The organism is Cobetia sp. AM6 (genome assembly GCF_009617955.1).
In the GTDB taxonomy this organism is placed as follows: Bacteria; Pseudomonadota; Gammaproteobacteria; order Pseudomonadales; family Halomonadaceae; genus Cobetia; species Cobetia amphilecti.
In genome coordinates this window covers 3,683,204-3,707,176 of the sequence record NZ_AP021868.1, presented here as the reverse complement: position 1 = coordinate 3,707,176, position 23,973 = coordinate 3,683,204, and the positions used below count along the sequence as shown (strand labels likewise).

The following is a 23,973-nucleotide window of genomic DNA, read 5'->3' as shown; positions in this document are numbered from 1 at the left end:
GTCTCGCGATATCGACATTGGGATGAGACTGACGCAACCGGGGCCAGCCGGAGGTGCGGCTGGCCCCGGTAACAGGAGGTGCTGACTAGATGAAGCTGCGCACGGTGGCCAGCCCGACCAGCGTCATCAGCACCGTGTAGGGCAGCGCCATCCACACCATGCGCCCGTAGGAGAGCCTGACCAGCGGCGCGATGGCGGAGGTGAGCAGAAACAGGAACGCCGCCTGGCCGTTGGGGGTCGCAACGCTGGGCAGGTTGGTGCCGGTGTTCACCGCGACCGCCAGCGCATGGAAGTGCTCGCGGCTGATATTGCCGGCCACGAACTCGTTCTTGACCTGGGTGATGTATACCGTGGCCACGAAGACATTGTCCGAGATGGCCGAGAGCAGGCCGTTGGCCAGAAACAGCGCGCCGGCCTGTTCCTCGATGGGCAGACTCAGTACCCACTGGATGAACGGCTGGAACAGATGCTGCTCGTGGATGACCGCGACGATGGTGAAGAACACCACCAGCAGCGAGGTGAAGGGCAGCGATTCCTGGAAGGCGCGGCCGATCTGATGCTCATCGGTGATGCCGTTGCCGGCGGTCAGCAGGATGATCACCGCCAGCCCGATCAGCCCGACTTCTGCCATGTGCAGTGCCAGCGCCAGGACCAGTAGCACGGCCACCACGGCCTGCACGATCAGCGCGGCGCGTTCCCGCGGCGTGCGCCGTGAATCCTGGTGATGGTCATAATCCTCGAGAATGCGTCGTACGCTGGCGGGAAGGCGCTGGCCGTAGCCGAACCAGCGGCCACGCTCCAGCAGCACGCACAGGGCGAGGCCGGCGAAGAAGGTCGGCACGGTGACCGGCGCCATGGCGAGGAAGAAGTCGATGAAGTCCCATTCGGCGGCCTTGGCGATCACCAGATTCTGCGGCTCGCCGATCATGGTGCTGACGCCTCCCAGCGCGGTTCCCACCGCGCCATGCATCAGCAGCGAGCGCAGAAAGCCGCGGAAATCCTCGAGGTCTTCACTGTGCACGGCCTCGACGCTGACATCGTTGGCATGGTCATGCTGGGTATCGAAATGCTTGCCCGAGGCCACCTTGTGGTAGACGGAGTAGAAGCCCACCGCGATGCCGATGATCACCGCCGTCACCGTCAAGGCATCGAGAAAGGCGGACAGCAGGGCGCTGGAGAGACAGAACATCAGCGACAGCCAGGTCTTGGAGCGCACGCCGAGGATGATCTTGGTGAAGGCATACAGCAGCAGCGGCTTCATGAAGTAGATGCCGGCCACCATGAACATCAGCAGCAGGATCACCGGCAGGTTGCGCTCCATCTCCTGCATGATGGCCTCCGGCGAGGCCATGCCGATGACGACGGCCTCCAGTGCCAGCAGGCCACCTGGCTGGAGGGGATAGCACTTGAGCGCCATCGCCAGCGTGAAGATGAACTCCCCCAGCAGCAGCCAGCCGACGATCACGCCACCTTGCGGACCGCTGAACCACAGCAGCAGCGGATTGGTGATCAGAAACAGGCACATCAGCTGCTTGTACCAGCGTGGCGACTGGCCGAGGAAGTTGCGCGCCAGTCCGCGGCTGAGCGTCTGGCGTGTGTCGTGTGATAGCGAAGGCATGGGCAGTTCCCGGCGTTGATTTGTTGTTGTTGGAGGACGGGATCGGCAATGCCGCTTCAGCGCGTGCTTTGCTATCATCGCCGCCGTCATCGAGCGCCTGGCGGTATTAGAGCACGCCCGTCGATGAGGTCTCGGGTAGCCTTTGGTCGTGAAAATCGCGCAGGCAGCGCTGCGCTGTCGCTGGCCGGTGTGCTGCGAGCTCTCCCGAGGCGTGTTGCTGGCAGACGTCGTCCGATTGAAAGATCGGCCTTTGCAGCCTCCGTGCTGCTTCTGTACGAGACCCGAAGATGAAATCACGGCATACCGGCTTGACCCACCTCAAGCATTCCGCGCGTTACTCGCTCAAGGGCCTCAAGGCCGCCTGGAGCAACGAAGAGGCCTTCCGCCAGGAGATCGTGCTGTGCGCCTTGCTGCTGCCGTTTGCCTGGTGGATCGGTGACTCGCATGTCGAGTGGCTGCTGCTGGTCGGCTCCACGCTGATCGTGCTGATGGTCGAACTGCTCAACTCGGCGGTGGAATCCGCGATTGACCGCATCGGCCCGGAATTCCATGAGCTGTCCGGGCGCGCCAAGGACATGGGCTCGGCGGCGGTCATGATCAGCCTGATCTTCGCTGGCCTGACCTGGGGCACCTTGCTCTACGACAAGCTGTTCGGCTGAGCGACCAGCCCCGACCACATCAATGAAAGGGGTCGGCGGGCAGGCCGTGTCATGTGCCTGCGGCCTCCGTTATGCTGAGGGCTGGATCGAAGGAGACGACCATGCCCCAGCCATCCCCCGCGCAGTCCCGCCCACTGTTGCCCGCTGATTTCCTTGCGCCGTCATCGCTGCTGGCCGAGCAGTCGACTGACAGCCGTGCCACGCTCGAGAGCGCCTTGTGCGCCGCCCAGGAGCGTCTCGAAGAGAGCCTGACCCAGGCTGAGAACCTCAGCGAGATGCGTGGCGATGACAGCTCACCGCTGGCGACCTTCCTGGCCCTCGATGAGCGTCAGCGCAGCCAGCTGGGACGTCTGATCACGCTGTCCGACTTCGCGCTGGAGACGTTGTGCCGCCGCCCTGAACTGCTGTCCGAGCTGCTCGAGAGTGGCGAGCTGGAGCGCGCCTTGCCGGTCGCCCAGCTCACTGAGCGTCTCGCTGCCGGCCTCGCCAGCGCCGAAGATGAGAAGGCGATGCAGCAGGTGCTGCGGCGCTTCCGCCAGCTGCGCATGCTGGGCATCGTGTGGCGCGACCTCAACGGCGCCGACATGTGGCAGACCGCAGCGGCGGTCTCGCACCTCGCCGAAGTCACTCTCGAGGGCGCGCTTGGCTGGCTGGAAGCCTCGCTTGAGCCGCGTTACGGCCGCCCCGCGCCGGACCGCTTCGGCGAGCCGCAGCGGCTGGTGGTGCTCGGCATGGGCAAGCTGGGCGCCGGCGAGCTCAACCTCTCCTCCGATATCGACCTGATCTTCGCCTTCCCCGACAAGGGCGAGACGTCAGGTGGCCGCAAGTCATTGGATCATCAGGAATATTTCACGCGTCTCGGCCAGAAGCTGATTGCCGCGCTGGACGCGATGACCGCCGATGGCTTCGTGTTTCGCGTCGACATGCGGCTGCGTCCGCTGGGGGACGGCGGGCCACTGGTCGGCAGTTTCTCGATGCTGGCCAGCTACTATCAGGATCAGGGCCGCGAATGGGAGCGTTACGCGATGCTCAAGGCGCGCCCGGTGGCGGGCAGCGTCGCTGCCGGCGAGCGCCTGATCGCGCATCTGCGGCCCTTCGTCTATCGCAAGTATCTGGATTTCGGTGCCATCGAGTCGCTGCGCGAGATGAAGGCGATGATCAATCGCGAGGTCAAGCGGCGCGGGCTGTCCGACAACATCAAGCTCGGCTCCGGCGGCATTCGCGAGGTGGAGTTCGTCGCCCAGGCCTTCCAGCTGATTCGGGGCGGACGTGAGTCGGAATTGCAGGTCACTTCACTCAAGCAGGCCTTTGCGCGCCTGCCAGCCCTGGGCTTGCTGCCGCAGGCGGTCGTGGATGAGCTGGTGCCGGACTACGTCTTCCTGCGCGATCTCGAACACGCCCTACAGGCCCAGGCCGACCGCCAGACCCAGACACTGCCGCTGGACCCGCTGGGCCGCGAGCGTCTCGCGCTGGCCATGAAGCTGCCCGATTGGGAGGCGCTCACCGCGCGCCTGGAGGAGGTGCGCACGCGCATCCGCCATCACTTTGACAATGTGATCGCCGCGCCGGAAGACGACGAGGCCGAGCAGGGCGAAGGTCAGCAGGCGCTGGATGAGTGGCGAGCACTGTGGCGTGGCGAGCTGACGGCCGAGGAGGGCGAGGCACTGCTCGCCGAGAGCGGCTTTGAGAGTGCGGCCGAGAGTTTCCGGCGTCTCGACAGCCTGCGGCGGTCACGTGCAGTGCAGGGCATGCAGCGCATCGGCTTTGATCGCCTCGATGCACTGATGCCGCCATTGTTGCAGGCGCTGGGCTCGGCGGCGGGCGACCCCGAGAAGCCCGGCGAGCACGATGCCAGCCGAGTGCTGGAGCGCGTCTTGCCGCTGATTGAGGCGGTATTGCGGCGGACGGCCTATCTGGCGCTGCTGCGCGAGAATCCAGATGCGCTGGCGCAGTTGATGCGCCTGTGTGCGGCCAGCCCGTGGATCGCCGAGCAGCTGGCGCGCTATCCGGTGCTGCTCGACGAGCTGCTGCACCCGCATAACCTGTACTCACCCGCCGACAAGACGCGCCTCGCCGATGAGCTGCGCACTGCGCTGTCGCGCATTCCCGAAGATGATGAAGAGGCGCTGCTCGAGGCCTTGCGGGTGTTCCGCCACGCCCAGGTGTTGCACGTGGCGGCCTCCGATATCGCCGGTGCCCGCCCGCTGATGAAGGTCAGTGACTATCTGACCTTCATCGCCGAGGTGGTGCTGGAACAGGTGCTGGCGATGGCGTGGAAGACCCTGACCCGCAAGCATGGCTTCCCCATCGGGCGCGATGGCCAGCCGATCACCGGCGACAGCCTGAGTGGCAGCTTCGTGATCGTCGGCTACGGCAAGCTGGGTGGCATCGAGCTGGGCTATGGCTCGGATCTGGATCTCGTCTTCCTGCATGATGCGGCCAGCAAGGGCCAGACGGACGGCCCGCGGCCGCTGGACAACCCGCTGTTCTTCACGCGTCTGGGGCAGCGCATCATCCACCTGCTGACGGCGGTGACGCCGGCCGGTGCGCTCTACGAGGTCGACATGCGCCTGCGCCCGTCGGGCAACTCGGGACTGCTGGTCTCGAGTCTGGCGGCCTTCCGGGATTATCAGCTCACGCAAGCCTGGACCTGGGAGCATCAGGCGCTGGTGCGCGCGCGGGCCGTGGCGGGAGACCCGGCGCTGGCGCTGGCCTTCGAGGAGGTGCGCCGTGAGGTGCTCGGTCAGCAGCGGGATGAGAAGACGCTGCGCCAGGAGGTGATCGCCATGCGCCACAAGATGCGTGACCACCTGGGCAGCAGCGCCAAGGACCGCGAGGCCGGCCAGTTCCACCTCAAGCAGGACGCCGGCGGCATCGTCGACATCGAGTTTCTCGCCCAGTACTGCGTGCTGGCGCTGAGTCATCAGGTGCCTGCTCTGCTCGAGTGGAGCGACAACATGCGGCTGCTGGAAACCCTCGAGTCCTGCGGACGGCTGCCGGGCGAGCAGGCCGGTGAGCTGCGCGAGGCCTATCTGGCCTATCGCGATGTCAGTCATCGCCTGGCGCTGGAGAAGCACGGCAGCCTGATGCGGCTGGAGCAGCACCCGGTGATTGCCGCCCACCGTGAGCGGGTCATCACCCTCTGGCAGGCACTGCTGGGCGAGGACCAGGTCAGTCACGAGGGAGTTTAACGCCAAATCAATGCTCGCAATCCCCTGTCGCTGTCCCCAAGAAAGGGTGCACCAGACAACGTTGACAGGGGAGGTCAGCATGATGGAGTGGATTGCGAATCACTCGAAAACCATCTCGGCGATTGCCAGTATCGGCTCGTTCTTCATCTGGCTGGTCTACGCGCAGCTGCTGTATCACAACTTCCGTCGCCAGCGTCGCCCGCGAGTGCTGATCAATCGCGGCAAGTCCAAGGGTATCGACAGTCTGTGCATCGTCAGCAACATGAGTGCCGAATCGATCTTCATCGAGCACATCATCGCCAGGCTGGATACCAGTCATGGCAGCCTGCTGATGGATGTCACCGAGTTCGAACGCAGCTATCAGGAAGGTGACGAGCAGGGTAACAATCAGCAGGACGGCGACAGCGAGCAGTCCGCGCAGGAGGCTTCCAGCAGCAGTGAATGGCGTATCTCCGATACCACGCGTCAGGGGCCGCTGGGCTCGGGCGACTTCCTGCATATCGGGACTTTCTCTGAAGTCATCGAGCGCATGGCGCGCCGCAATGGCATCTCGCTCGATGGTCACTGGCCCAGCAATGAGCAGCTGGAATTCCAGCGCCTGACGCTGAGCATCATCGGTATCTATGGCAGTGAGGACCATCCGATCGGCGTCGAGCGTGCCTTCCGCCTGCACGATGCCAATGGAGAATGTGCGCTGGTACCGGAGCGCTGGGATTCCAATCGCCTGTCATCACGCAGGCAGCGTCACAAGTTGCGCAAGCTTTTGAATCGCATCAGTGGGGAGGACATCAGCGAGCAGTCCACCTTCCAGCCCCCGAGTGACGAGGAGTCGCGCAGCAAGGCTTGATGAGCGCGGGCGCCTGAGCCCAGAAATCCATGAACCACCGGGCGCATGAGCCCAGGGATGCATGAACCATCGGACAGATGAGTGCCCGGGCGTACGCCAGCGGTGGCTTCACACTGTCAGGGCGACGAGGATGGGGTAGGCTTTCCAGAGCCCCATTCACGGAGAGTCTTCGGATGCAGGAACGCGTCACGCCCTTTCAGCTGTTCATCCTGGTGCTGTCGATCTATGTGATCGGCGCCATGGTGGTGGACCTTGTTTTTGTGCTGTCACCCCAGGTCCAGCGGCTGCTGGAATACATGGACTATGTGGTCTGTCTGTTCTTCTTCATCGATTTCTGCAAGCGCTTCGCCAGTGCCAAGAGCAAGCGCGAGTACATGAAGTGGGGCTGGATCGACCTGCTGGCCTGTATTCCGGCGGGGCTCTTCCAGGGCGCGAGGCTGTTTCGCGTGGTGCAGGTGTTGCGGGTGCTGCGCGCCATCAAGTCGATGGAAATGATCTGGAAGCTGCTGTTCCGCAACCGGGCCGAGGGGGTCTTCGCCTCGGCGGCCACCGCCACGGTGCTGCTGGTGGTGTTTGGCGCCCTGACCATGCTGATGGTGGAGACACCCAATCCCGACAGCCCCATCAATACCGCCGAGGAGGCGCTGTGGTGGGCGGTGGTGACGGTGACCACCGTCGGCTATGGCGACTACTATCCCATCACGACGCTCGGTCGCGTGGTGGCGGTGCTGCTGATGGTCGGGGGCGTGGGGCTGTTCGGGAGTTTCGCCGCCTATATCAGCTCGATCTTCATCGAGGATGACAGCGAGCAGGAGGCCCGGGCGGCGCGTGCTCAGCGCGACATGACGCGGGCGCTCTATCATCAGATCAGCGAGCTGACGACGGAGGTGCGCGAGCTGCGTGAGCGGCTGGATCAGGTCGCGCAGGAGCGGGGCGAGTCGCTGGCTGAGCGCGAACGCCACCGCGAGGCGCTGCATCGCCAGGTGAATGAGGAGATGGAACAGCGCCTGGGGGATGCCGCCCCGCCTGACAGGGAGGGCCCTGCCGGCGAACGTTGAACCGGCAGGCAGGCAACAAAAAGCCCCTGACACCGTGAGGTGTCAGGGGCTTTTTGCGGACTGTCATCAGGTCTCAGGCAAGCAGACACAGGCGCTGCGACTGCCGTGCATGACGCAGGCGATGATCAGTCGAAGTTGCGCGAGTAGAAGATCTCGAGCATTTCACGACGCAGACGGCCTTCGATGTTGGTGGCTTCCTCGAAGGTCAGCTCGCGACGCGAGGTGCCGAAGAGATAGTTGTCCAGTTCGAAGTCCTTGAGCAGCATCTTGGTGTGGAACATGTTCTCTTGATACACGTTCACATCGACCATCTGGTAGGCACGCTTGGTGTCTTCCGCCAGGTAATCCTGGATGGAGGTGATGTCGTGATCGATGAACAGCTTCTTGCCATCCACGTCGCGCGTGAAGCCACGCACGCGGTAGTCCATGGTCACGATATCGGAATCGAAGCTGTGGATCAGATAGTTCAGCGCCTTCAGCGGGCTGATCATGCCACAGGTCGAGACATCGATATCGAGACGGAAGGTGCTGATGCCGTTGTCCGGGTGGGACTCGGGATAGGTGTGCACCGTGACGTGAGACTTGTCCAGATGGCCGACGACCGTTTCCGGCAGCGGGCCCGGGCCCGGCGCGGTCTGGGACACGTCCTGCTCTTCCAGCTCGTGCTCGGCGATCAGGATGGTCACGCTGGCACCATGCGGCTCATAGTCCTGGCGTGCGATGTTCAGCACGTGGGCACCGATGATGTTGGTGACATCCTTGAGGATCTGGGTAAGACGCTCGGCATTGTAGAGCTCATCGATATAATCGATATACGCCGTGCGCTGCTCTTCGGTCTGCGCGTAGCAGATGTCGTAGATATTGAAGCTCAACGAACTGGTGAGGTTGTTGAACCCGTGAAGGCGGAGTTGATCGCTCACGTCCAGGCCTCCTTGAAATGGGAGGGTGGTATGACATCCGATGTGCCATTGCAATGGGGCAGAGGCAGGCATCGGGCCGAAGAGGACATCTCGAAAGGCCCGTCCCGAGCGCTGGCAGCATGACTCACAGGGAGCATTGCGTACCATCTTTGCCACGAGACGACCGGTGAGACGACCGGTTTGAGGGGCGTATTATGCACAGGCAGGGCTGACACGCCAGCGACAATTCCCGCCGATCCTGGCGAGACGTCGTCAGTGGTGCGCTCCCTCCCGCTGTCGGTGGGGCCTTGAGCGGCGGGAGGGCGAGGCGTGATCAGGCCGCGATGTCGATGACTTCGTAGGAGTGAGTGATCTCGACACCCCCGGCGCTCAGCATCAGGGAGGCGCTGCAGTACTTCTCGGCGGACAGCTCGACGGCACGCTTGACCTGGGATTCCTTGAGGTTGCGACCGGTGACCACGAACTTGACGTGAATCTTCGTGAACACGCTCGGCACGCTATCGGCGCGCTCGGCGCTCAGTTCGGCGTGACAGTCGGTGACCTGCTGGCGGGCCTTTTCCAGAATCTGGATGACATCGAAGCTGGTGCAGCCGCCCAGACCCATCAACAGCATTTCCATCGGACGCGGACCGGTGTTGCGACCGCCGTTGTCCGGATTGCCGTCCATGACCACGCTGTGGCCGCTGCCGGATTCGGCGAGGAACTGTCGACCATCGGTCCATTTGATGCTGGCGTTCATTGCCATGTCGGAACTTCTCCTTCTGATAAGTCGTTGATGCGCCACCGGCCCGGAGCTAGTGGCTATAAAGGCCAGGAGCTATAGGAATAAGGGCGCGGTGAGCACGATGGCGCACAGGGTAGCATTGTCATCGCCGTGCCCGGAGGAACGTCCAGCGCTGAGCTTATATCGCGCTGGCTCAGGCCCTGGCGTGGCTCAGCAGCTCATCCAGCTCGGCCAGACGCTGTGGGGTGCCGACATCGATCCAGGCGCCGCGATGATGCAGGCCGCGCACCTCGCCATGCTGCATGGCCTCACGCAGCAGCGGCGCCAGCTTGAAGACGCTGTCGGGGCCCTGATAGGCCGGTGTCTCGGCAATGGCGCGGCGGATCAGGCGTGGTGACAGCCACGACACGCCGGAGAAGGTCAGGTGGGTGCCGGCCTGCTCTTCCTGCTCGTCTTTCTCTTCCTTCTCGTCCTGTTCGTCGCTCTCGGCGCCGGCTTCATCCTTCACTATCCCCGTCGGGGTGAGCAGGAAGTCTCCCTCGGGATGATGTGGCGGGTTATCCACCAGCACCAGACCCGCCAGCGCCTGCGGCTGGTCGGCAAGCGGGGCCAGTGAATGGCTCGCCAGCGCCTGGATGGTCAGCAGCGTGAGGTCGACGTCACACCAGACATCGCCATTGATCAGCAGGAAGGGCGTGTCATCGCCTGCGTCCTGCGTCAGCGCATCGGATAGTGACAGGGCGCGAGCGATGCCGCCGCCAGTTTCCAGCGGCGTCTCCTCGCGCGAGAAGATCAGCGTCAGGCGGCGCTTGCGGCCCTGCCAGCAAGCCTCGAGCTGGCCCTTGGCATTCGGCTTCGCGGCGAAGTGGCTCAGAATCCTGTCGGCCAGGTGGCCGACATTGATGACGACCTTGTCCACATCGATCGCTTCCAGACGCAGCAGATGGTGCTCCAGCAACGGCAGCCCGGCGACTTCCAGCAACGGCTTGGGGGTGTGGTCGGTCAGCGGGCGCATGCGCGTGCCGAAACCGGCCGCTAGAATCATCGCGCGCATCAGTGGCTCCCCGGCTGGTTATCGGCATTTGCTGCGCTTTCCTTGCTTTCCCCACTTTCCTTGCTTTCCCCACTTGCCGCAGCGCTCTTCGCGGTGTCAGCGGCGGCCGCATTGCGTTGCAGGCGGGCGGCGCGATCGGCGAGTGCCGCCAGCTCATCGTAATCATCGAGGTTGATCTCGGGGCGCTCGCCATTGGCGAGGCGCAGATCGCGCGCCTCGCATTCCTCGGCCAGCCGCAGCGACAGCGCCGGCGTCAGCACCTCATCCAGCCAGTGGGTGAAGGAGATCAGTTCCGGGCAGAAGGCCAGACCTTCGCGCAGGTGACCGAGGAAGCGCGGCATCAGCGTCAGGTAGCGAGGCTTGGCGTCCCGCAGTGTCAGGCGCGCGAAGATGCCGAGAATCTTGAGATTGCGCTGCACGCCCATGCGTTCGACGCTCTGGCGGTATTCCAGCGGGCTCGGTGCCGGCAGGCCGGCCGCGGCGTAGCGTGGCAAGGCGGCCAGACGCGCCTGCTCGATCCAGCGCGCCATGGCGGGTTCCGGCCAGCGCCAGTGACGGTCACGCAGCAGCGAGATCAGGTCGTAGTTCTCGGGGCCGCTGACGGCGTCTTGAAAATCGATGATCCACAGCCGGGTCTGGTGCTGGGATGCCGACTGATGCAGGAACAGGTTCTGGGCATGGAAGTCGCGATGCACGCTCACCACCGGTTGCGCGCTGGCGGCCGCGAGCAATTGCCCCGTCAGCTTGTTCCAGGCGGCGTAGCGGCGGTCATGCGGCATGTCGAGCAGCTGGCCGAGACACCACTCCGGAAACAGCTCCAGTTCGGCGGACAGGCGGGCGTCGTCATAGGCAGGCAGGTTGCCGGGCGGCAGTTGATGCAGCTGCTCGAGCAGCCCGATGGCTTCGCCATAGTAGTGGTCGGCGTGCTCGGTGCTGGTCAGGGCGGTCATCAGCGGGGTGTCGCCGAGGTCTTCCAGCTCCAGAAAGCCGAGTGCCTCGTCGAAGGCGAAGACCTCGGGAAGCGGCAGGCCGGCGTCGCGCCATTGGCGGGCGATGGCGACGAAGCCGTGGCTGTCTTCCTTCTCGGGCGGGGCGTCCATCAGGATGCGCGCCGGCGTGGCCGGATCGAGTTCCTCGAGGTGCAGACGGAAATAGCGGCGGAAGCTGGCGTCGTCAGCCACGGCGCTCATGCGCACGGCCTCTGGTGTGAGGTCGTGGCGGGCGGCGGCCCAGGCGTGCAGCGCCTGGCGGCGGGCGTCGGATGTCATGGGGCTTGGGCTCCTGTCGGCGTGTGCGCGGGGCCGGCTGTCAGTTGACGCCTGTGCCGCGGCCCCGCATGCTGTCGTGTGGTGACGAGAAGGCAGGCGGAACCGGCAAGCAGGAAGGCCGGTTGCTGGGCCTGTATAATACCGATTCCCCCAGCCAAGGACACAGAGCAGCCATGGCCCAGCGCAGCCATTCATCCCATCCGGGCAAGCCGACGACCGCTCCCGGGCGACGTCAGCGTCGCTTCGCGACTCCCTCTCTGTCTGCTCATTCCCGGCAGGCACCGATAGCCCGATTGGGCGATGACCGCCCGGTCTGGCAGCTCAAGCCACTGGTTTTCCGTCTGTTGTGGACCTTGGCGCCTCTGGCCGCCGGCGCCCCTCTGATGGCACAGGCCGCTCCGCCCGAGCCCCTGTCAGCCAGTCAGCTCGACTGGCAGCCCTATGATGAGGTGCCGCAGGGCAAGCTGTGCTCCGGGCGCTATGTCACGCCGGCCTACCGTATCGAGGCGGGCGACACGCCGGAGCAGGTCACGACCTCGGCCGACAAGGCCAACTACGGCAACGATGGCGTCGCCACCCTGATGGGGGAGGTGGTGCTGCGCCGCGGCGATTCCCAGCTGGAATCGCCCGAGGTCAGCGTCAACGAGGCGCGTGACACCGCCACTGCCAAGGGGCCTGTCACCTATCGCCAGCCCGGAGTCCTGCTGCGCGGCGACGACGCGCGGGTCTCGCTCAACAGCGATGCGGCCAGCGTCGACAACGGTCACTACGTCTTTCATGAGCAGCACGTGCGCGGCGACGCAGTGCAGCTGGCGCGTCTCGAGGATGGTCGCTACCGCCTGAAGGATGCCAGCTTCACCTCCTGCGAGCCGGGCAACAGCCTGTGGCGTCTGGTCGGCAGCGACATCACCATCGATCAGGACTCCGGCTGGGGAACGGCCAAGCATGCGCGCATGGAAATGGGCGGCGTGCCGGTCTTCTACTGGCCCTACGTGCGCTTCCCGGTCGATGACCGTCGCCACACGGGCCTGCTGTGGCCGCAGTTCAGCTACACCAGCTCCAGCGGCTTCGATTACGCCCAGCCGATCTACTTGAATCTGGCCCCCAATTACGATGCCACCCTCACGCCGCGTTACATCTCCGAGCGTGGCGAGATGCTGGAAGGCGAGTTCCGCTATCTATTGCCGCGTGGCGAGGAAGGCAGCATCGAGGGTGCCTGGCTCGCCGATGACGATGGCGGCAGCGACCCCGACGATGACGAGGAAGATCTGATCGGCGAGGACCGCTGGTACATCAACTACCAGCATGCTGGCCGCTATGATGCCCGTACCGACTACCAGTTGAAGTACGGCGCCGCCTCCGACGGCAATTATTTCGACGACTTCGGGCGCAATTTCGGGGAAACGGAAACCGATAGCCTCGAGCGTCTGGCACAGCTCGATTACCACGGCGATGTCTGGGACCTGCAGTTCAAGGCGCAGGGCTACCAGCGCATGGACTACCCGCTGGATAACGATGACAAGCCGTTCTACCGTCTGCCGAGCCTGACCGCGGATGGCCGCTGGAGTCAGTCCAACGGCTTCTACGAAGAGTGGAATTCCAACGCGACCTACTTCTGGCGTGATGTCGATGAGACGGATACCGACATCGACGAAGACCAGGCCGCCAATGGTTCGCGCCTGCGTCTGGCGCCGGCGCTGGGCTGGCGCAGCGATCAGAGCTGGAGCTTCATCGAGCCGCGCGCGCAGCTGGTCAGCCTGTCATACAGCCTGGACTACGGTGACCGCGAGACCGACCGCAGCACCAGCCCGTCCGCCACCATCCCGGTGCTGTCACTGGACAGCGGCCTGATCTTCGATCGCGAGACCGAATGGTTCGGCGACGGCTATACCCAGACACTGGAGCCGCGCCTCTATTACGCCTACGTGCCGGAGGTCGACCAGTCCGATCTGCCCGACTTCGACACCTCGGAAGACGCCTTCAGCTGGAATCAGCTGTGGTCGCCGTACCGCTTCAGCGGGGGTGACCGCGTCGGCGATACCAACAAGGTCTCCTACGGCGTGTCGTCACGCTTCATCAGCGATGAAAGCGGCCGTGAACGCCTCAAGCTGGGTGTCGGCCAGTCGAGCTACCTGTCGGACCGCAACATCGACATGGACGGTGATCCGGACAAGACCTCACGCTCCGACTTCGACAGCTACTCCGACTACTATCGTGCGACGCGTGACCGCTCGCCGGTGGTCTTCCAGGCCGATGTGGTGCTCAACGACCAGTGGACCGCCTCCCAGGCCGTGTTCCAGGATTTCGATCGTGGCGTGACCGAAAGTGCCCAGACCTCGCTGCGTTATCGCGCGGAACAAGGCACGGTACTGAACTTTGGCTTCAATCGTGAGATCGAAGGCTTCGTGCCTTACGACGATGAGGACGCGGATGACGTGCTGGGCTATACCCGCAACGAGTGGGATTTCTCCTTCGCGACGCCGATGAGCGAGAGCTGGTCGCTGCTGGGCCGCTACATGTATGACAGCACCAATTCCCGTTCACTGGAGAAGGTGTTGGGCGTGCAGTACAACGATTGCTGCTACGGCGTGCAGGTCACCTGGCGTGAATGGCAGGATGACAACGACACCGCCAACACCATCTCGGATGACGAAGAGAAGAATGGCATCTTCCTGACCTTTGAATTCAAGGGGTTGGGAGGCGTTGGCCAGAGTGCTGACAGCTACCTGGAACAGGCCGTACCGGGCTATCGCAACGCGGGCTTCTGAGTCGCCGCGCCAGGCCGTGAATGACGCCAAGGCGCCGCCGCAGGGTGGCGCCATCAACATTTTTACGCCGAGAGAACATGTGATGCGCAAGACCCTGATTGCCCCGCTGGGGCTGGCATTTGTGCTGGCGAGTCTGCCGGCCGGTGCCGCCGAGTTGCTCGACCGCGTGGTTGCCGTGGTCAACAAGGACGCCATCATGCAAAGCGACATGGAGCAGCGCGTCACCCAGGCGAGTCAGCAGTTGCAGAGCCGTGGCATCAACCTGCCGCCGCGCGACGTGCTGGAGCGTCAGGTTCTTGATCGTATGGTCAACGAGCAGATTCAGCTGCAGCTGGCGGAGCAGGCCAATCTCAGCATCGATGACACCCAGCTCAACGCCACCCTGCGCGGCATCGCCAAGGACAACGGCATGAGCCTGGAAGCCTTCGCGGACAAGCTCGAGCAGGATGGCATGTCACTGGCCCAGGTGCGCGATCAGGTGCGTCGTGAGCTGCTGGTGCAGCAGATCCAGCAGCGCAGCGTCGCCAGCCGGGTGCGGATCTCCGATCGTGAGATAGACCGCTATCTCAACCAGCAGAATGTCGGCAGCGACGTCCAGTACCATCTGGCCCACCTGCTGGTGGCACTGCCCCAGGAGCCGACGCCGGATCAGGTCAAGGCCGCGCGCGCCAAGGCCGACAGCCTGCGTCAGCAGATCGAGCAGGGCACCGATTTCGCCCAGCTGGCTGCCGCCGAATCCGCCGGCAGTCAGGCACTGAGCGGCGGTGATCTCGGCTGGCGTTCCGGCGGTGAGCTGCCGACGGTGTTCGCCGATGTCATTCCGAACATGCAGGCCGGTCAGGTCTCCGAGCCGCTGCGCAGTGCCAGCGGTTATCACCTCGTCAAGCTGATCGAGAAGCGTGGCGCGGGCAAGGCGTTGATCTCCCAGACGCGCGCACGCCACATCCTGATCCAGCCCAACCCGAACCTCAGCGATCATCAGGCGCTTGAGCGTGCCGAGTCCATTCGCCGCCGTCTGCTGGGAGGCGAGGATTTCGCCGCGCTGGCTCAGGAATTCAGCGACGACAAGGGCAGCTCTCTCAAGGGCGGCGAGCTGGGCTGGGTCAGCCCGGGCCAGACGGTCTCCTCCTTCGAGACAGCCATGAATGGTCTGGACGTGGGCGAGATCAGCCAGCCGGTCAAGAGCCGCTTCGGCTACCACATCATCGAAGTCGAGGAGCGTCGCCAGCAGGATGTGACCAACTCCAGCCAGCGTGACAAGGTGCGCAAGACCCTGTTCCAGCGCAAGCTCAATGATGAGCTCGAAGCCTGGCAGCAGCAGGTGCGTGCTGAGGCCTATGTCGACAACCGTCTCGATGAGCAGTAAGTCCGAGTGGAGCAGCGAGACACCGTCATGAATTGTCGCGAAGAGATTGCGCCCGACATCATCGCCCTGACCGCCGGCGAGCCGGCGGGTATCGGCCCGGAACTGCTGGTCATGCTGGCCGGTCAGGCGGAAGCGTTCCCCGCACAGCTGGTCGCCGTGGCGGACCCCGCCTTGCTGGTCAGTCGTGCCCGCCTGCTGAGACTGCCGCTGGTGGTGCATGAGCTGGCGCCGGGTGACCCGCTGCCGCCGGCCCGCAATGGTGAGCTGGCCGTGTGGCCGGTGCCGCTGGCAGTGCCCAGCGAGCCGGGCGTGATCGATGCGCGCAATGGCGATCATGTGCTGGCGATGCTGGATGTCGCCATCGCCGCCTGCCAGGCGGGGCATGCCAGCGCGATGGTGACGGCGCCGCTGTCCAAGGCCGCCGTGATCGAGGCCGGGCATGCGGGCTTCACCGGCCACACCGAATACCTGCGCGATGTCTGCGGGGTCGAGGAAGTGGTCATGATGCTGGCGTGCCCCGGGCTGCGGGTGGCGCTGGCCACCACGCACCTGCCGCTGCGCGAGGTGGCCGATGCCATCACGCCCGAGGGCCTGACGCGGGTGATGAAGATCCTCGCCAAGGACCTGACGCGCTACTTCGGCTGTGCCGCGCCGCGCATCGCGGTGTGCGGGCTCAATCCGCATGCCGGCGAGGGCGGGCATCTGGGGCATGAGGAGATCGAGGTGATCTCCCCGACGCTCGACGCCCTGCGCGCGACCGGCATGCAGCTGGATGGCCCGCTGCCGGCCGACACCTTGTTCACGCCGCGGCATCTGGAGGGCGTGGATGCAGTACTGGCGATGTACCACGACCAGGGCCTGCCGGTGCTCAAGTATGCCGGCTTCGGTGAAGCCGCCAACATCACGCTGGGCCTGCCGATCGTGCGTACCTCCGTGGATCACGGCACGGCGCTGGACCTCGCCGGCAGCGGACGTGCCGACGTCGGCAGCCTGTTGCAGGCCGTACGTGTCGCCATCGAGATGGCAGCCGCCGCGCGAGCCTGAGATAATCCCCGCATCACTCGGGCGTGACCGCATGGCGGCACGTCAGGCGTACGCCACAGCGTGGCGTCTCGCTACCCCAGTCATTCGACCATCGAGGATGGTCTCGCCGCCCCGGTCTGCCTGTGTCCCTGCAGGCCATGGCGGCGTCTTGTTGTCGGGAATCCCGACGGATTCCCAGGAGGAAGGTCAGTCCCATGTCCCAACATTTCCCCGCGCATCGCGCTCGCAAGCGTTTCGGTCAGAACTTTCTGCAGGACCTTGGCGTCATCTCTCGCATCGTGAATGCCATTCGTCCCGCGGAAGGCGAGCGCCTGGTCGAGATCGGCCCGGGGCAGGGTGCCTTGACCGGCCCGCTGCTGGAAGCGGCAGGCAAGCTGGAAGTCATCGAGCTGGACCGTGACCTCATCCCGGGTCTGCGCGTGCAGTTCTTCAACTACCCGGACTTCGTGATCCACGAAGGCGATGCCCTGCGTTTCGACTTCCCGGAGCTGGTCGGTGATGGCCCGGCACTGCGCGTGGTCGGCAACCTGCCGTACAACATCTCCACCCCGCTGATCTTCCACCTGCTGGAAGCACGCGGCGCAATCTCCGACATGCACTTCATGCTGCAGAAGGAAGTCGTCGAGCGTCTGGCCGCCGAGCCGGGTGGCACCGACTGGGGCCGCCTGTCGGTGATGACCCAGTATTACTGCGCGGTGGAAAATCTGTTCCTGGTGCCGCCGAGCGCCTTCTTCCCGGCGCCGAAGGTGGATTCCGCCATCGTGCGTCTGGTGCCGCACCGTGAATTGCCGCATCCGGCCAAGGACGAGAAGCTGCTCGCCGTCATCGTGCGCGAAGCCTTCTCCCAGCGCCGCAAGACGCTGCGCAACAACTTCAAGGGCCGCATCGATGCCGACCAGCTGACCGCGCTGGGCATCGATCCCTCGCGTCGTCCGCAGACACTGACCGTCGCTGAGCTGGTGATGATCAGCAACCACCTCAGTGAGCAGGGCATGACGGTGGACAAGGCCGACAAGGCACCGAAGAAGCGTCCACGCAGCAATGTCGGCCACGGTGCGCCGGCAGCCGACAGTGCCAGTGGTAGTGATGGGAATAGTGACAGTGGCGAGCGCCTCGATGCCGAGAGCGATGCCAAGGGCGACGCCCGCAACGCCAGCGACCACGACGCATGAGTAGCGTGGCGGACATCCGTATCGACGCCGTACCCGAGTACTGCGCCGACGAGAGTCGTCCGAGCGAGAACCGACACGTGTTCCGCTATACCATCACCGTGCACAACGGGACGGATGAGACCGTGCAGCTGCTGGCGCGCTACTGGAAGATCACCCAGGGCAGCGGCGATGAGCAGGAAGTGCGTGGCAAGGGCGTGGTCGGCAAGCAGCCGCTGATCGCGCCCGGCGAGAGCTTTCGCTATACCTCGCGCGCCGTGCTCGACATGCCGGTCGGCGTGATGCAGGGGGCCTATACCTTCTGTGACGCGACCCATGCGCGCACCTTCGAGGTCGCCATCGCACCGTTCCGTCTCGCCGGTCCGCATCAGGTTCACTAGGGTGGCCGCGTGACGCAGCGTTTCGTATTCAGGACAGCAAGTCAGGCCGCCACGGCGGTCAGGGAGTGGGCATGACGCAGTGGGCGATTGGCGATTTGCAGGGCTGCCATCAAGAGTTCGAACTTCTGTTGCAGCGCCTCGATTTCACGCCGGGGCGCGATGTGCTGTGGCTGGCGGGAGACCTGGTCAATCGCGGGCCGGGCTCGCTGGAGTGCCTGCGTCTGGTCAAGTCGCTGGGCGATGATGCGCGGGTGGTGCTGGGCAACCATGACCTCCACCTGCTGGCGGTGGCCGAAGGCTTCAGCCGTCACAAGCGCTCCGATACGCTGACGCCGATTCTCGAGGCGCCGGACCGTGAGGAGCTGCTGGACTGGCTGCGTCGTCAGCCGCTGATGGTGGATGCGCTGGTCGGCAATCGCCGCACGGTGATGAGCCATGCCGGCGTGTTGCCGAGCTGGACGCTGGACCAGGCGGCCGGTTATGCCCGCGAAGCGCACGCCGTGCTGGCGGGCGACGACTATCGAGGCTTTCTCGGCGAGATGTACGGCAATACGCCGGACCGCTGGCAGGAGGATCTCGAAGGCACGCCGCGCCTGCGCTGCATCGTCAATGTCTTCACGCGCATGCGCTTTCTGTACAGTGATGGCCGACTGGATTTCGCGGCCAAGGAAGGGCTGGATAGCGCGCCGGAGGGGAGCCGTCCCTGGTTCCAGTACCCGCGTCCCGAAGGGGCCTGGGATGATTCGCCGCGCCTGCTGTTCGGTCACTGGGCTGCTCTGGAAGGCGAGACGCCGGCGGCGCGTCAGGATGTCGAGGCGCTGGACACCGGCTGCGTGTGGGGCGGTGGCCTGACGGCGCTCAATCTCGAGACGGAAGAGCGCGTCTTCGAGCCGGCGCTGACCTCGCGCTGAGCGCCCTCCCGTCGCCAGTGACAGCAGGTCTGCCGTCGCTGGCGAATGCCTTTCCCTTACTCAACAAGCGGAGTCCGCATGAGTTTCGAACATCTTGATCTCGCAACCCTCAGTGACTGGCGCCAACGCGACCCGTCGCTCGTGGTACTCGATATCCGCGATCCGCTCAGCTTCACGCAGGGGCGTATCCCGGGCAGCCGTCATCTGGACAACGCCAGTGCCGCTGCCATTCTGGAAGACACCCCGCGCGACAAGCCGCTGGTGGTGGTCTGCTATCACGGCCATTCCAGTCAGCAGGCCGCCGCCTGGCTGGCGGGGCAGGGCTTCGAGAAGGTCTATTCCCTCGATGGTGGCTTTACCCAGTACCAACTGACGCATGGCGATGACGTCGAGAGCGGTAGCTGACGCCGCCTGCACGTGACTGCCATCACTGGCCTTACTTCCTCGCTTTCCTCATTCAGCTTTGTATCTCGTGCCGCAGGGCAAGGACATTCGCATGACTCAGACGACGCCTTCTTCACTGACCGATTCGCGTGACCGCCTGTTGAGCGGGCTTGAGGTCTATCGCGTGGGCGGCGCGGTGCGTGATGCGCGCCTGGGTTGGCCGTGGCACGAGTGTGACTTCGTGGTGGTGGGCGCGACGGTGGAAGACATGCAGGCGCGTGGCTTCCGGCCGGTCGGGCGGGACTTCCCGGTCTTCCTGCATCCGCAGACCCAGGAGGAGTACGCGCTGGCGCGTACCGAGCGCAAGTCCGGCCACGGGTATGTCGGCTTCAGCGTGCATGCCAGCCCCGATGTGACGCTGGAAGAGGACCTCATTCGTCGCGACCTGACCATCAATGCCATGGCCGAGCCGCTCGACAGCACGCCGGGGCAGGGCGAGGTGATCGACCCCTACGGTGGCATGGCGGATCTCGAGGCGCGCGTGTTGCGTCATGTCTCGAGCGCCTTCAGCGAAGACCCGTTGCGCGTATTGCGCGTGGCACGCTTTCTGGCGCGCTATCAGGGGCTCGGCTTCACGGTCGCGGAGGAGACACGGCAGATGATGGTCGCCATGGTCGAGAGCGGCGAGGTCTCGCATCTGGTGGCCGAGCGGGTCTGGAAGGAGACCGAGAAGGCGCTGGGCGAGGCCAGTCCCGAGGCCTACTTCCAGCTGCTCGATGAGCTGGGGGCGCTGACGGTGCTGATGCCGCCGCTGACTCGCGATGCCGCACAGCTCACAGCGGCACTGGCGCGGCTGGATCGCCTGCCGCGTCAGCTGGTCGATGAGGCGGAGATGGTCTGCTGGCGCATGGCGCGCCTGGTGGAGCACCTGTCACGCGACGAGATCGATGCCCTGGCGCAGGACTTGCGCCTGCCCAGCGCCGTGCGTGACGCCGCCCAGCAGGCACGTCTGTGCCGGGAATTGAACGAGGCCTCGCGGCGGGAAGGTGGCGTGAGCGCAGCCGATCTCAAGGCCTGGCTGGATGGTGTCGATGCCTGGCGGCGTGGCGAGCGCCAGTCGGTGCTGGTGGCCCTGCTGGCCGTCGAGGACAAGGGGTTGGCAAGGCTGGGCAATGCCGTCTGGCAAGCCGCGACGGCGGTGTCGCCGCAGTCTCTGGTCGAACAGGGCCTGAAAGGGGCGGAGATCGGGCGTGCGCTCAGTGAGCAGCGTCAGCAGGCCATCGAGCAGGCGCTGAGCGAATGGCAGGCCATGCCGGAAGTGCACGCGCCTCATTGTGGCTGCGGACACAGTCACTGATCACCTGCCCGCTGCTGAGCACCTGCTCTGAGCAAATGATCCGAATATATGACCCCGAAAGCCCCGGTCCTGCGCCGGGGCTTTTGCGTCGTGGCATCAGGAAGGGTTTTGTGAGGGCGAGCGTGCTTGTTTATGGGCAGTGCGTGTTTTTCATGAGCAGTGCGCTGCGTGTGAGCAAAGCATGCTTACAGGCGCGGCTCGCTGCCATCGCTCAGGCGGCGCAGATTCAGCGCATGACGAATCACGATCAGGCTGGCGAAGACCAGAATCACGCCGCTCATCTGCGGCGCCAGCCACAGGCTGAACAGGGGCGCCGCCAGCCCGGCCACCAGCGAGGCGATGGCCGCCGTGCGCAGTCGCCAGGCCAGCCCGACCCACAGCGCGGCGCAGCTCAAGGCGACGCCCGGCGCCAGCATCAGCAGCACGCCAAAGGCAGCGGCCACGGCCTTGCCACCGCGATGGCCGCGGTGCCACAGCGGCAGGCTGTGGCCGATCAGCACGGCCAGCCCGATCAATCCCAGTGCCCAGGGCGGCAGCGAGAGCGCCAGCCCCAGCCAGAGTGCCGGCATGCCCTTGGCGGCATCGAAGACCAGCACCAGGGCGGCGGGCAGCGCGCCATGCAATCGCAGCACATTGGAGAAGCCCGGATTGAAGGAGCCCGCCAGGCGTGGGTCGGGCAGTCCCAGTCGCTGACAGATCCACACCGCGCCCAGCACCGAACCGCTGGCATAGGCCACGGCCATCAGCAGGCTCAGCTGTTGCCAGGCGGCCAGTTGCGCGGCCCACTCGATCAGGCCCGTCAGCATGCTGTCGACTCGCTGCGTGCCCGAGGTGTCGCACACAGGCAGGGAGAGAGGGGCAGGCAGCTTGGCCAAGCAGGGGCCGGGTGCAGTAGAATCAGTCGCATGATGGCGGGGCCTTGGGCGTCGTTTTTATTCGTTCATTCGACAAGCATAGAGGTAACGCCGTGGATCGTGTGCTGATCGAGGCTCTGGCCGTGGAAACCGTGATTGGTGTCTATGACTGGGAGCGTACCATTCGCCAGCGTCTGGTGATGGATCTGGAAATGGCCACGGATATTCGTGCCGCAGCTGCCGACGATGACCTGACGCACACCCTGGACTACGCCGCCATCAGCGCGCGCATCCAGACCTTCGCCGAAGAAAGCCAGTTCGAGCTGGTGGAAACCTTCGCCGAGCGCCTGGCAGCGCTGCTGCGTGAAGAGTTCAGCATTCCCTGGCTGACCATGACGGTGCGCAAGCCGGGCGCCGTGCCGGAAGCCGCCGCCGTTGGCGTGCGCATCGTGCGCGGCAGCCTCGAGACCGTCTCGGATGCGCCGGCATGAGTCTGGTACTGATCTCCATCGGTAGCAATATCGAGCGCGAGCATCATGTGCGGGTCTGCCTGGATGCGCTGGAGGCGACCTTCGGCAACCTGACGCTGTCCTCCGTCTACGAGAGCGAGCCGGTGGGCTTCGTCGACGGGCGCAACTTCCTCAATCTGGTCGCGGGTTTCGAGAGTGACTGGAGCGTCGGCGAATTGCAGGCCTGGTGCAAGCAGCTCGAGCTGGCCAATGGTCGCCTCAAGAACAGCGCCAAGTTCAGTCCGCGCACCCTGGATCTGGACCTGCTGACCGTCGGTACCCTGACCGGGGAGGTCGATGGCGTGATGCTGCCGCGCGATGAGGTCGATCGCAATGCCTTCGTGCTGCTGCCGCTGGCCGAGTCGTTCGGCGAAGAGCGCCACCCCGTCACCGGCGAGGATTACGCCTCGCTGTGGAAGGCGTTCGTGGCCGCCGGGCGCGCTGAACAGCAGCCGTTGTGGTCGGTGGACTTCAGCTGGCGTTGCCGGATGATCTCTCGCGCCGATGCCACGGTCTGACACTGCTCTCTGATGTCTCGGTCTGACACCATCAGGCGCTACCTTGCCGGTGTCAGTGTCCGGCGGTGAGTGTGACCGGCCCCTCAATGACAACGCCCTGCCGATTCTCATCGGCAGGGCGTTGTCGTCTGGCAGGGCGCTGGCGTCTGGCAGGGCTCAGTCCTGCGCTGTGCTCGGGGCAGCCAGGCTGTCCAGCGGCCAGCGCGGCACGGCCTTCATCGGGCCGGTGTCCTGCTCGCCAGCATTCAGGCGCTGCGCGCCCACGTAGGCGATCATCGCACCGTTGTCGGTGCAGAAGCGGCCGCGCGGGTAGTAGGCGCGGGCATTGCGCTTGGTCAGCTCATGGCTCAGACGCTCACGCAGGCGGGTGTTGGCACTCACGCCGCCGGCGACGACCAGACGCTTGAGGCCGGTCTGGTCCAGCGCGCGACGACACTTGATGACCAGGGTGTCGACCACGGCTTCCTCGAAGGCGCGTGCGATATCGGCGCAGTGCTGCTCATCCAGGTCATCCGCGGCCTTGGCCTTCTTGAGCGTGACCATGGTGTGGGTCTTGAGGCCGGAGAAGCTGAAGTCGAGGCCCGGGCGGTCTGTCATCGGGCGCGGGAAGCGATAGCGTTTGGGGTCGCCCTGTTCGGCCAGCTTCGCGACCTGCGGGCCACCGGGGTAGGGCAGTTCCAGCATCTTGGCGGCCTTGTCGAAGGCTTCGCCGGCGGCGTCATCCACGGACTCGCCGAGCAGCTCGTATTCGCCCAGTCCGCGCACCGCGACCAGCTGGGTGTGTCCGCCGGAGACCAGCAGCGCCACGAAGGGGAATTCCGGTGCATCGTCTTCCAGCATCGGCGCCAGCAGGTGGCCTTCCATGTGGTGGACGCCGAGCACCGGCACTCCCCATGCCTTGGCGAGCCCATGCGCGGTGGACGCGCCGACCATCAGTGCGCCGACCAGGCCCGGGCCTGCGGTATAGGTGATGGCATCGATGTCAGCGGCCTTCAGCTGCGCTTCGTCCATCACCTGCTGGATCAGCGGCAGCAGCTTGCGAGTGTGATCACGCGACGCCAGTTCCGGCACCACGCCGCCGAACTCGGCGTGCATGGCGATCTGGCTGTAGAGGGCATCTGCAAGCAGGCCCTGGTCCGTGTCGTAGATGGCGACGCCGGTCTCGTCGCAGGAAGTCTCGATGCCGAGCACACGCATGGCTGACTCTCAGGAAATATCAGAAGTAGAGGGCGGCACGGCCAGCGAGGCTGCCTGAGCGAGCCCGAGAGGCGTGTGTGCCGTGAATGCGCGACATTCTACTGGCTGTGAGCACGGGTGTCGCGCCAGCTGGCGTTGAGGCAGAGAGGATTTCCGGTTTCCGCGTTTGCAAAGCCG

The 23,973-nt window shown here is 64.9% G+C and carries 20 protein-coding genes and 1 pseudogene; 14 read left to right on the top strand and 7 right to left on the bottom strand.

Annotation, left to right across the window (positions count from 1 at the left end):
* Positions 1-85 precede the first annotated feature (85 nt).
* A complete protein-coding gene (gene nhaB / locus CLAM6_RS15450) occupies positions 86-1,618 on the bottom strand; it encodes a sodium/proton antiporter NhaB (RefSeq protein WP_043334613.1) in 1,533 nt (510 codons plus the stop codon).
* A gap of 287 nt (positions 1,619-1,905) precedes the next feature.
* Here nhaB and CLAM6_RS15445 point away from each other — a divergent pair, with 287 nt between their 5' ends.
* From CLAM6_RS15445 to CLAM6_RS18120, 4 genes are all read left to right on the top strand, one after another.
* The gene (locus CLAM6_RS15445) at positions 1,906-2,277 is read left to right on the top strand and encodes a diacylglycerol kinase (RefSeq protein WP_043334615.1); all 372 of its coding nucleotides are present in this window, start codon (positions 1,906-1,908) and stop codon (positions 2,275-2,277) included.
* Positions 2,278-2,378: 101 nt separating this feature from the next.
* Entirely contained in the window at positions 2,379-5,468 is a 3,090-nt protein-coding gene (gene glnE, locus CLAM6_RS15440) for a bifunctional [glutamate--ammonia ligase]-adenylyl-L-tyrosine phosphorylase/[glutamate--ammonia-ligase] adenylyltransferase (RefSeq protein WP_153636570.1), read from the top strand.
* A gap of 79 nt (positions 5,469-5,547) precedes the next feature.
* Complete coding sequence (locus tag CLAM6_RS15435) at positions 5,548-6,315, top strand: hypothetical protein (protein WP_153636569.1); 768 nt, start codon at positions 5,548-5,550, stop codon at positions 6,313-6,315.
* Positions 6,316-6,488: 173 nt separating this feature from the next.
* On the top strand, positions 6,489-7,373 hold the full coding sequence (locus CLAM6_RS18120; protein WP_082388934.1) for an ion transporter: 885 nt from the start codon (positions 6,489-6,491) through the stop codon (positions 7,371-7,373).
* 125 nt (positions 7,374-7,498) lie between these two features.
* Here the strand turns inward: CLAM6_RS18120 and speD are convergent, their stop codons facing one another.
* From speD to CLAM6_RS15410, 4 genes are all read right to left on the bottom strand, one after another.
* Positions 7,499-8,293, bottom strand: a complete 795-nt coding sequence (gene speD / locus CLAM6_RS15425; protein ID WP_043334620.1) for an adenosylmethionine decarboxylase — start codon at positions 8,291-8,293, stop codon at positions 7,499-7,501.
* Between the two features lie 313 nt (positions 8,294-8,606).
* Entirely contained in the window at positions 8,607-9,032 is a 426-nt protein-coding gene (locus tag CLAM6_RS15420) for an OsmC family protein (RefSeq protein WP_054557233.1), read from the bottom strand.
* A gap of 178 nt (positions 9,033-9,210) precedes the next feature.
* Complete coding sequence (locus tag CLAM6_RS15415; protein WP_153636568.1) at positions 9,211-10,071, bottom strand: nucleotidyltransferase family protein; 861 nt, start codon at positions 10,069-10,071, stop codon at positions 9,211-9,213.
* Positions 10,071-11,339: an aminoglycoside phosphotransferase family protein gene (locus tag CLAM6_RS15410; protein WP_153636567.1), complete on the bottom strand. Its 1,269-nt coding sequence runs from the start codon at positions 11,337-11,339 to the stop codon at positions 10,071-10,073. The genes CLAM6_RS15415 and CLAM6_RS15410 overlap by 1 nt, the downstream gene beginning before the upstream one ends.
* A 383-nt stretch (positions 11,340-11,722) precedes the next feature.
* On the opposite strand from CLAM6_RS15410, the gene CLAM6_RS15405 reads away from it, so the two are divergent.
* The 8 genes and pseudogenes from CLAM6_RS15405 (at position 11,723) to CLAM6_RS15370 (ending at position 20,718) form a co-directional block, all read left to right on the top strand.
* Positions 11,723-14,107 carry an LPS-assembly protein LptD gene (locus CLAM6_RS15405; protein ID WP_153636990.1) on the top strand — a complete coding sequence of 795 codons (2,385 nt, stop codon included), beginning with the start codon at positions 11,723-11,725 and terminating at the stop codon, positions 14,105-14,107.
* Between the two features lie 82 nt (positions 14,108-14,189).
* Positions 14,190-15,473, top strand: a complete 1,284-nt coding sequence (locus tag CLAM6_RS15400) for a peptidylprolyl isomerase (RefSeq protein ID WP_153636566.1) — start codon at positions 14,190-14,192, stop codon at positions 15,471-15,473.
* A gap of 27 nt (positions 15,474-15,500) precedes the next feature.
* On the top strand, positions 15,501-16,517 hold the full coding sequence (gene pdxA, locus CLAM6_RS15395; protein WP_153636565.1) for a 4-hydroxythreonine-4-phosphate dehydrogenase PdxA: 1,017 nt from the start codon (positions 15,501-15,503) through the stop codon (positions 16,515-16,517).
* Between the two features lie 194 nt (positions 16,518-16,711).
* Positions 16,712-17,500, top strand: a pseudogene (rsmA, locus tag CLAM6_RS15390) (16S rRNA (adenine(1518)-N(6)/adenine(1519)-N(6))-dimethyltransferase RsmA); the annotation flags it as partial.
* Between the two features lie 185 nt (positions 17,501-17,685).
* Entirely contained in the window at positions 17,686-18,066 is a 381-nt protein-coding gene (apaG, locus tag CLAM6_RS15385; protein ID WP_043334633.1) for a Co2+/Mg2+ efflux protein ApaG, read from the top strand.
* Between the two features lie 71 nt (positions 18,067-18,137).
* Complete coding sequence (locus CLAM6_RS15380) at positions 18,138-18,977, top strand: symmetrical bis(5'-nucleosyl)-tetraphosphatase (protein ID WP_153636564.1); 840 nt, start codon at positions 18,138-18,140, stop codon at positions 18,975-18,977.
* 78 nt (positions 18,978-19,055) lie between these two features.
* A complete protein-coding gene (gene glpE, locus CLAM6_RS15375; RefSeq protein WP_043334637.1) occupies positions 19,056-19,382 on the top strand; it encodes a thiosulfate sulfurtransferase GlpE in 327 nt (108 codons plus the stop codon).
* A gap of 91 nt (positions 19,383-19,473) precedes the next feature.
* Complete coding sequence (locus CLAM6_RS15370; protein WP_153636563.1) at positions 19,474-20,718, top strand: polynucleotide adenylyltransferase; 1,245 nt, start codon at positions 19,474-19,476, stop codon at positions 20,716-20,718.
* A 185-nt stretch (positions 20,719-20,903) separates the two neighbouring features.
* Here the strand turns inward: CLAM6_RS15370 and CLAM6_RS15365 are convergent, their stop codons facing one another.
* Positions 20,904-21,524 carry a glycerol-3-phosphate acyltransferase gene (locus CLAM6_RS15365; RefSeq protein ID WP_153636562.1) on the bottom strand — a complete coding sequence of 207 codons (621 nt, stop codon included), beginning with the start codon at positions 21,522-21,524 and terminating at the stop codon, positions 20,904-20,906.
* Between the two features lie 161 nt (positions 21,525-21,685).
* On the opposite strand from CLAM6_RS15365, the gene folB reads away from it, so the two are divergent.
* Together folB and folK are read left to right on the top strand one after the other, a co-directional pair.
* On the top strand, positions 21,686-22,063 hold the full coding sequence (gene folB / locus CLAM6_RS15360) for a dihydroneopterin aldolase (RefSeq protein ID WP_153636561.1): 378 nt from the start codon (positions 21,686-21,688) through the stop codon (positions 22,061-22,063).
* Positions 22,060-22,599 (top strand): 2-amino-4-hydroxy-6-hydroxymethyldihydropteridine diphosphokinase, encoded by a 540-nt coding sequence (gene folK, locus CLAM6_RS15355; RefSeq protein ID WP_153636560.1) that lies wholly within the window; start codon positions 22,060-22,062, stop codon positions 22,597-22,599. Before folB ends, folK begins: the two co-directional genes overlap by 4 nt.
* 156 nt (positions 22,600-22,755) lie before the next feature.
* Here the strand turns inward: folK and tsaD are convergent, their stop codons facing one another.
* Positions 22,756-23,796, bottom strand: coding sequence for a tRNA (adenosine(37)-N6)-threonylcarbamoyltransferase complex transferase subunit TsaD (gene tsaD, locus CLAM6_RS15350; protein WP_054557225.1), 1,041 nt, complete (start codon positions 23,794-23,796; stop codon positions 22,756-22,758).
* Positions 23,797-23,973 lie beyond the last annotated feature (177 nt).

Excerpts from the sequence above, each read along its gene's own strand:
- CLAM6_RS15365 (WP_153636562.1), bottom strand. The coding sequence starts at position 21,524 with ATGCTGACGGGCCTGATCGAGTGGGCCGCGCAACTGGCCGCCTGGCAA.
- apaG (WP_043334633.1), top strand. The coding sequence starts at position 17,686 with ATGAGTAGCGTGGCGGACATCCGTATCGACGCCGTACCCGAGTACTGC.
- pdxA (WP_153636565.1), top strand. The coding sequence starts at position 15,501 with ATGAATTGTCGCGAAGAGATTGCGCCCGACATCATCGCCCTGACCGCC.
- CLAM6_RS18120 (WP_082388934.1), top strand. The coding sequence starts at position 6,489 with ATGCAGGAACGCGTCACGCCCTTTCAGCTGTTCATCCTGGTGCTGTCG.
- CLAM6_RS15415 (WP_153636568.1), bottom strand. The coding sequence starts at position 10,071 with ATGCGCGCGATGATTCTAGCGGCCGGTTTCGGCACGCGCATGCGCCCG.
- CLAM6_RS15445 (WP_043334615.1), top strand. The coding sequence starts at position 1,906 with ATGAAATCACGGCATACCGGCTTGACCCACCTCAAGCATTCCGCGCGT.
- CLAM6_RS15405 (WP_153636990.1), top strand. The coding sequence starts at position 11,723 with ATGGCACAGGCCGCTCCGCCCGAGCCCCTGTCAGCCAGTCAGCTCGAC.
- CLAM6_RS15400 (WP_153636566.1), top strand. The coding sequence starts at position 14,190 with ATGCGCAAGACCCTGATTGCCCCGCTGGGGCTGGCATTTGTGCTGGCG.
- CLAM6_RS15435 (WP_153636569.1), top strand. The coding sequence starts at position 5,548 with ATGATGGAGTGGATTGCGAATCACTCGAAAACCATCTCGGCGATTGCC.
- CLAM6_RS15410 (WP_153636567.1), bottom strand. The coding sequence starts at position 11,339 with ATGACATCCGACGCCCGCCGCCAGGCGCTGCACGCCTGGGCCGCCGCC.
- tsaD (WP_054557225.1), bottom strand. The coding sequence starts at position 23,796 with ATGCGTGTGCTCGGCATCGAGACTTCCTGCGACGAGACCGGCGTCGCC.
- CLAM6_RS15420 (WP_054557233.1), bottom strand. The coding sequence starts at position 9,032 with ATGAACGCCAGCATCAAATGGACCGATGGTCGACAGTTCCTCGCCGAA.
- glnE (WP_153636570.1), top strand. The coding sequence starts at position 2,379 with ATGCCCCAGCCATCCCCCGCGCAGTCCCGCCCACTGTTGCCCGCTGAT.
- CLAM6_RS15380 (WP_153636564.1), top strand. The coding sequence starts at position 18,138 with ATGACGCAGTGGGCGATTGGCGATTTGCAGGGCTGCCATCAAGAGTTC.
- glpE (WP_043334637.1), top strand. The coding sequence starts at position 19,056 with ATGAGTTTCGAACATCTTGATCTCGCAACCCTCAGTGACTGGCGCCAA.
- CLAM6_RS15370 (WP_153636563.1), top strand. The coding sequence starts at position 19,474 with ATGACTCAGACGACGCCTTCTTCACTGACCGATTCGCGTGACCGCCTG.
- folK (WP_153636560.1), top strand. The coding sequence starts at position 22,060 with ATGAGTCTGGTACTGATCTCCATCGGTAGCAATATCGAGCGCGAGCAT.
- nhaB (WP_043334613.1), bottom strand. The coding sequence starts at position 1,618 with ATGCCTTCGCTATCACACGACACACGCCAGACGCTCAGCCGCGGACTG.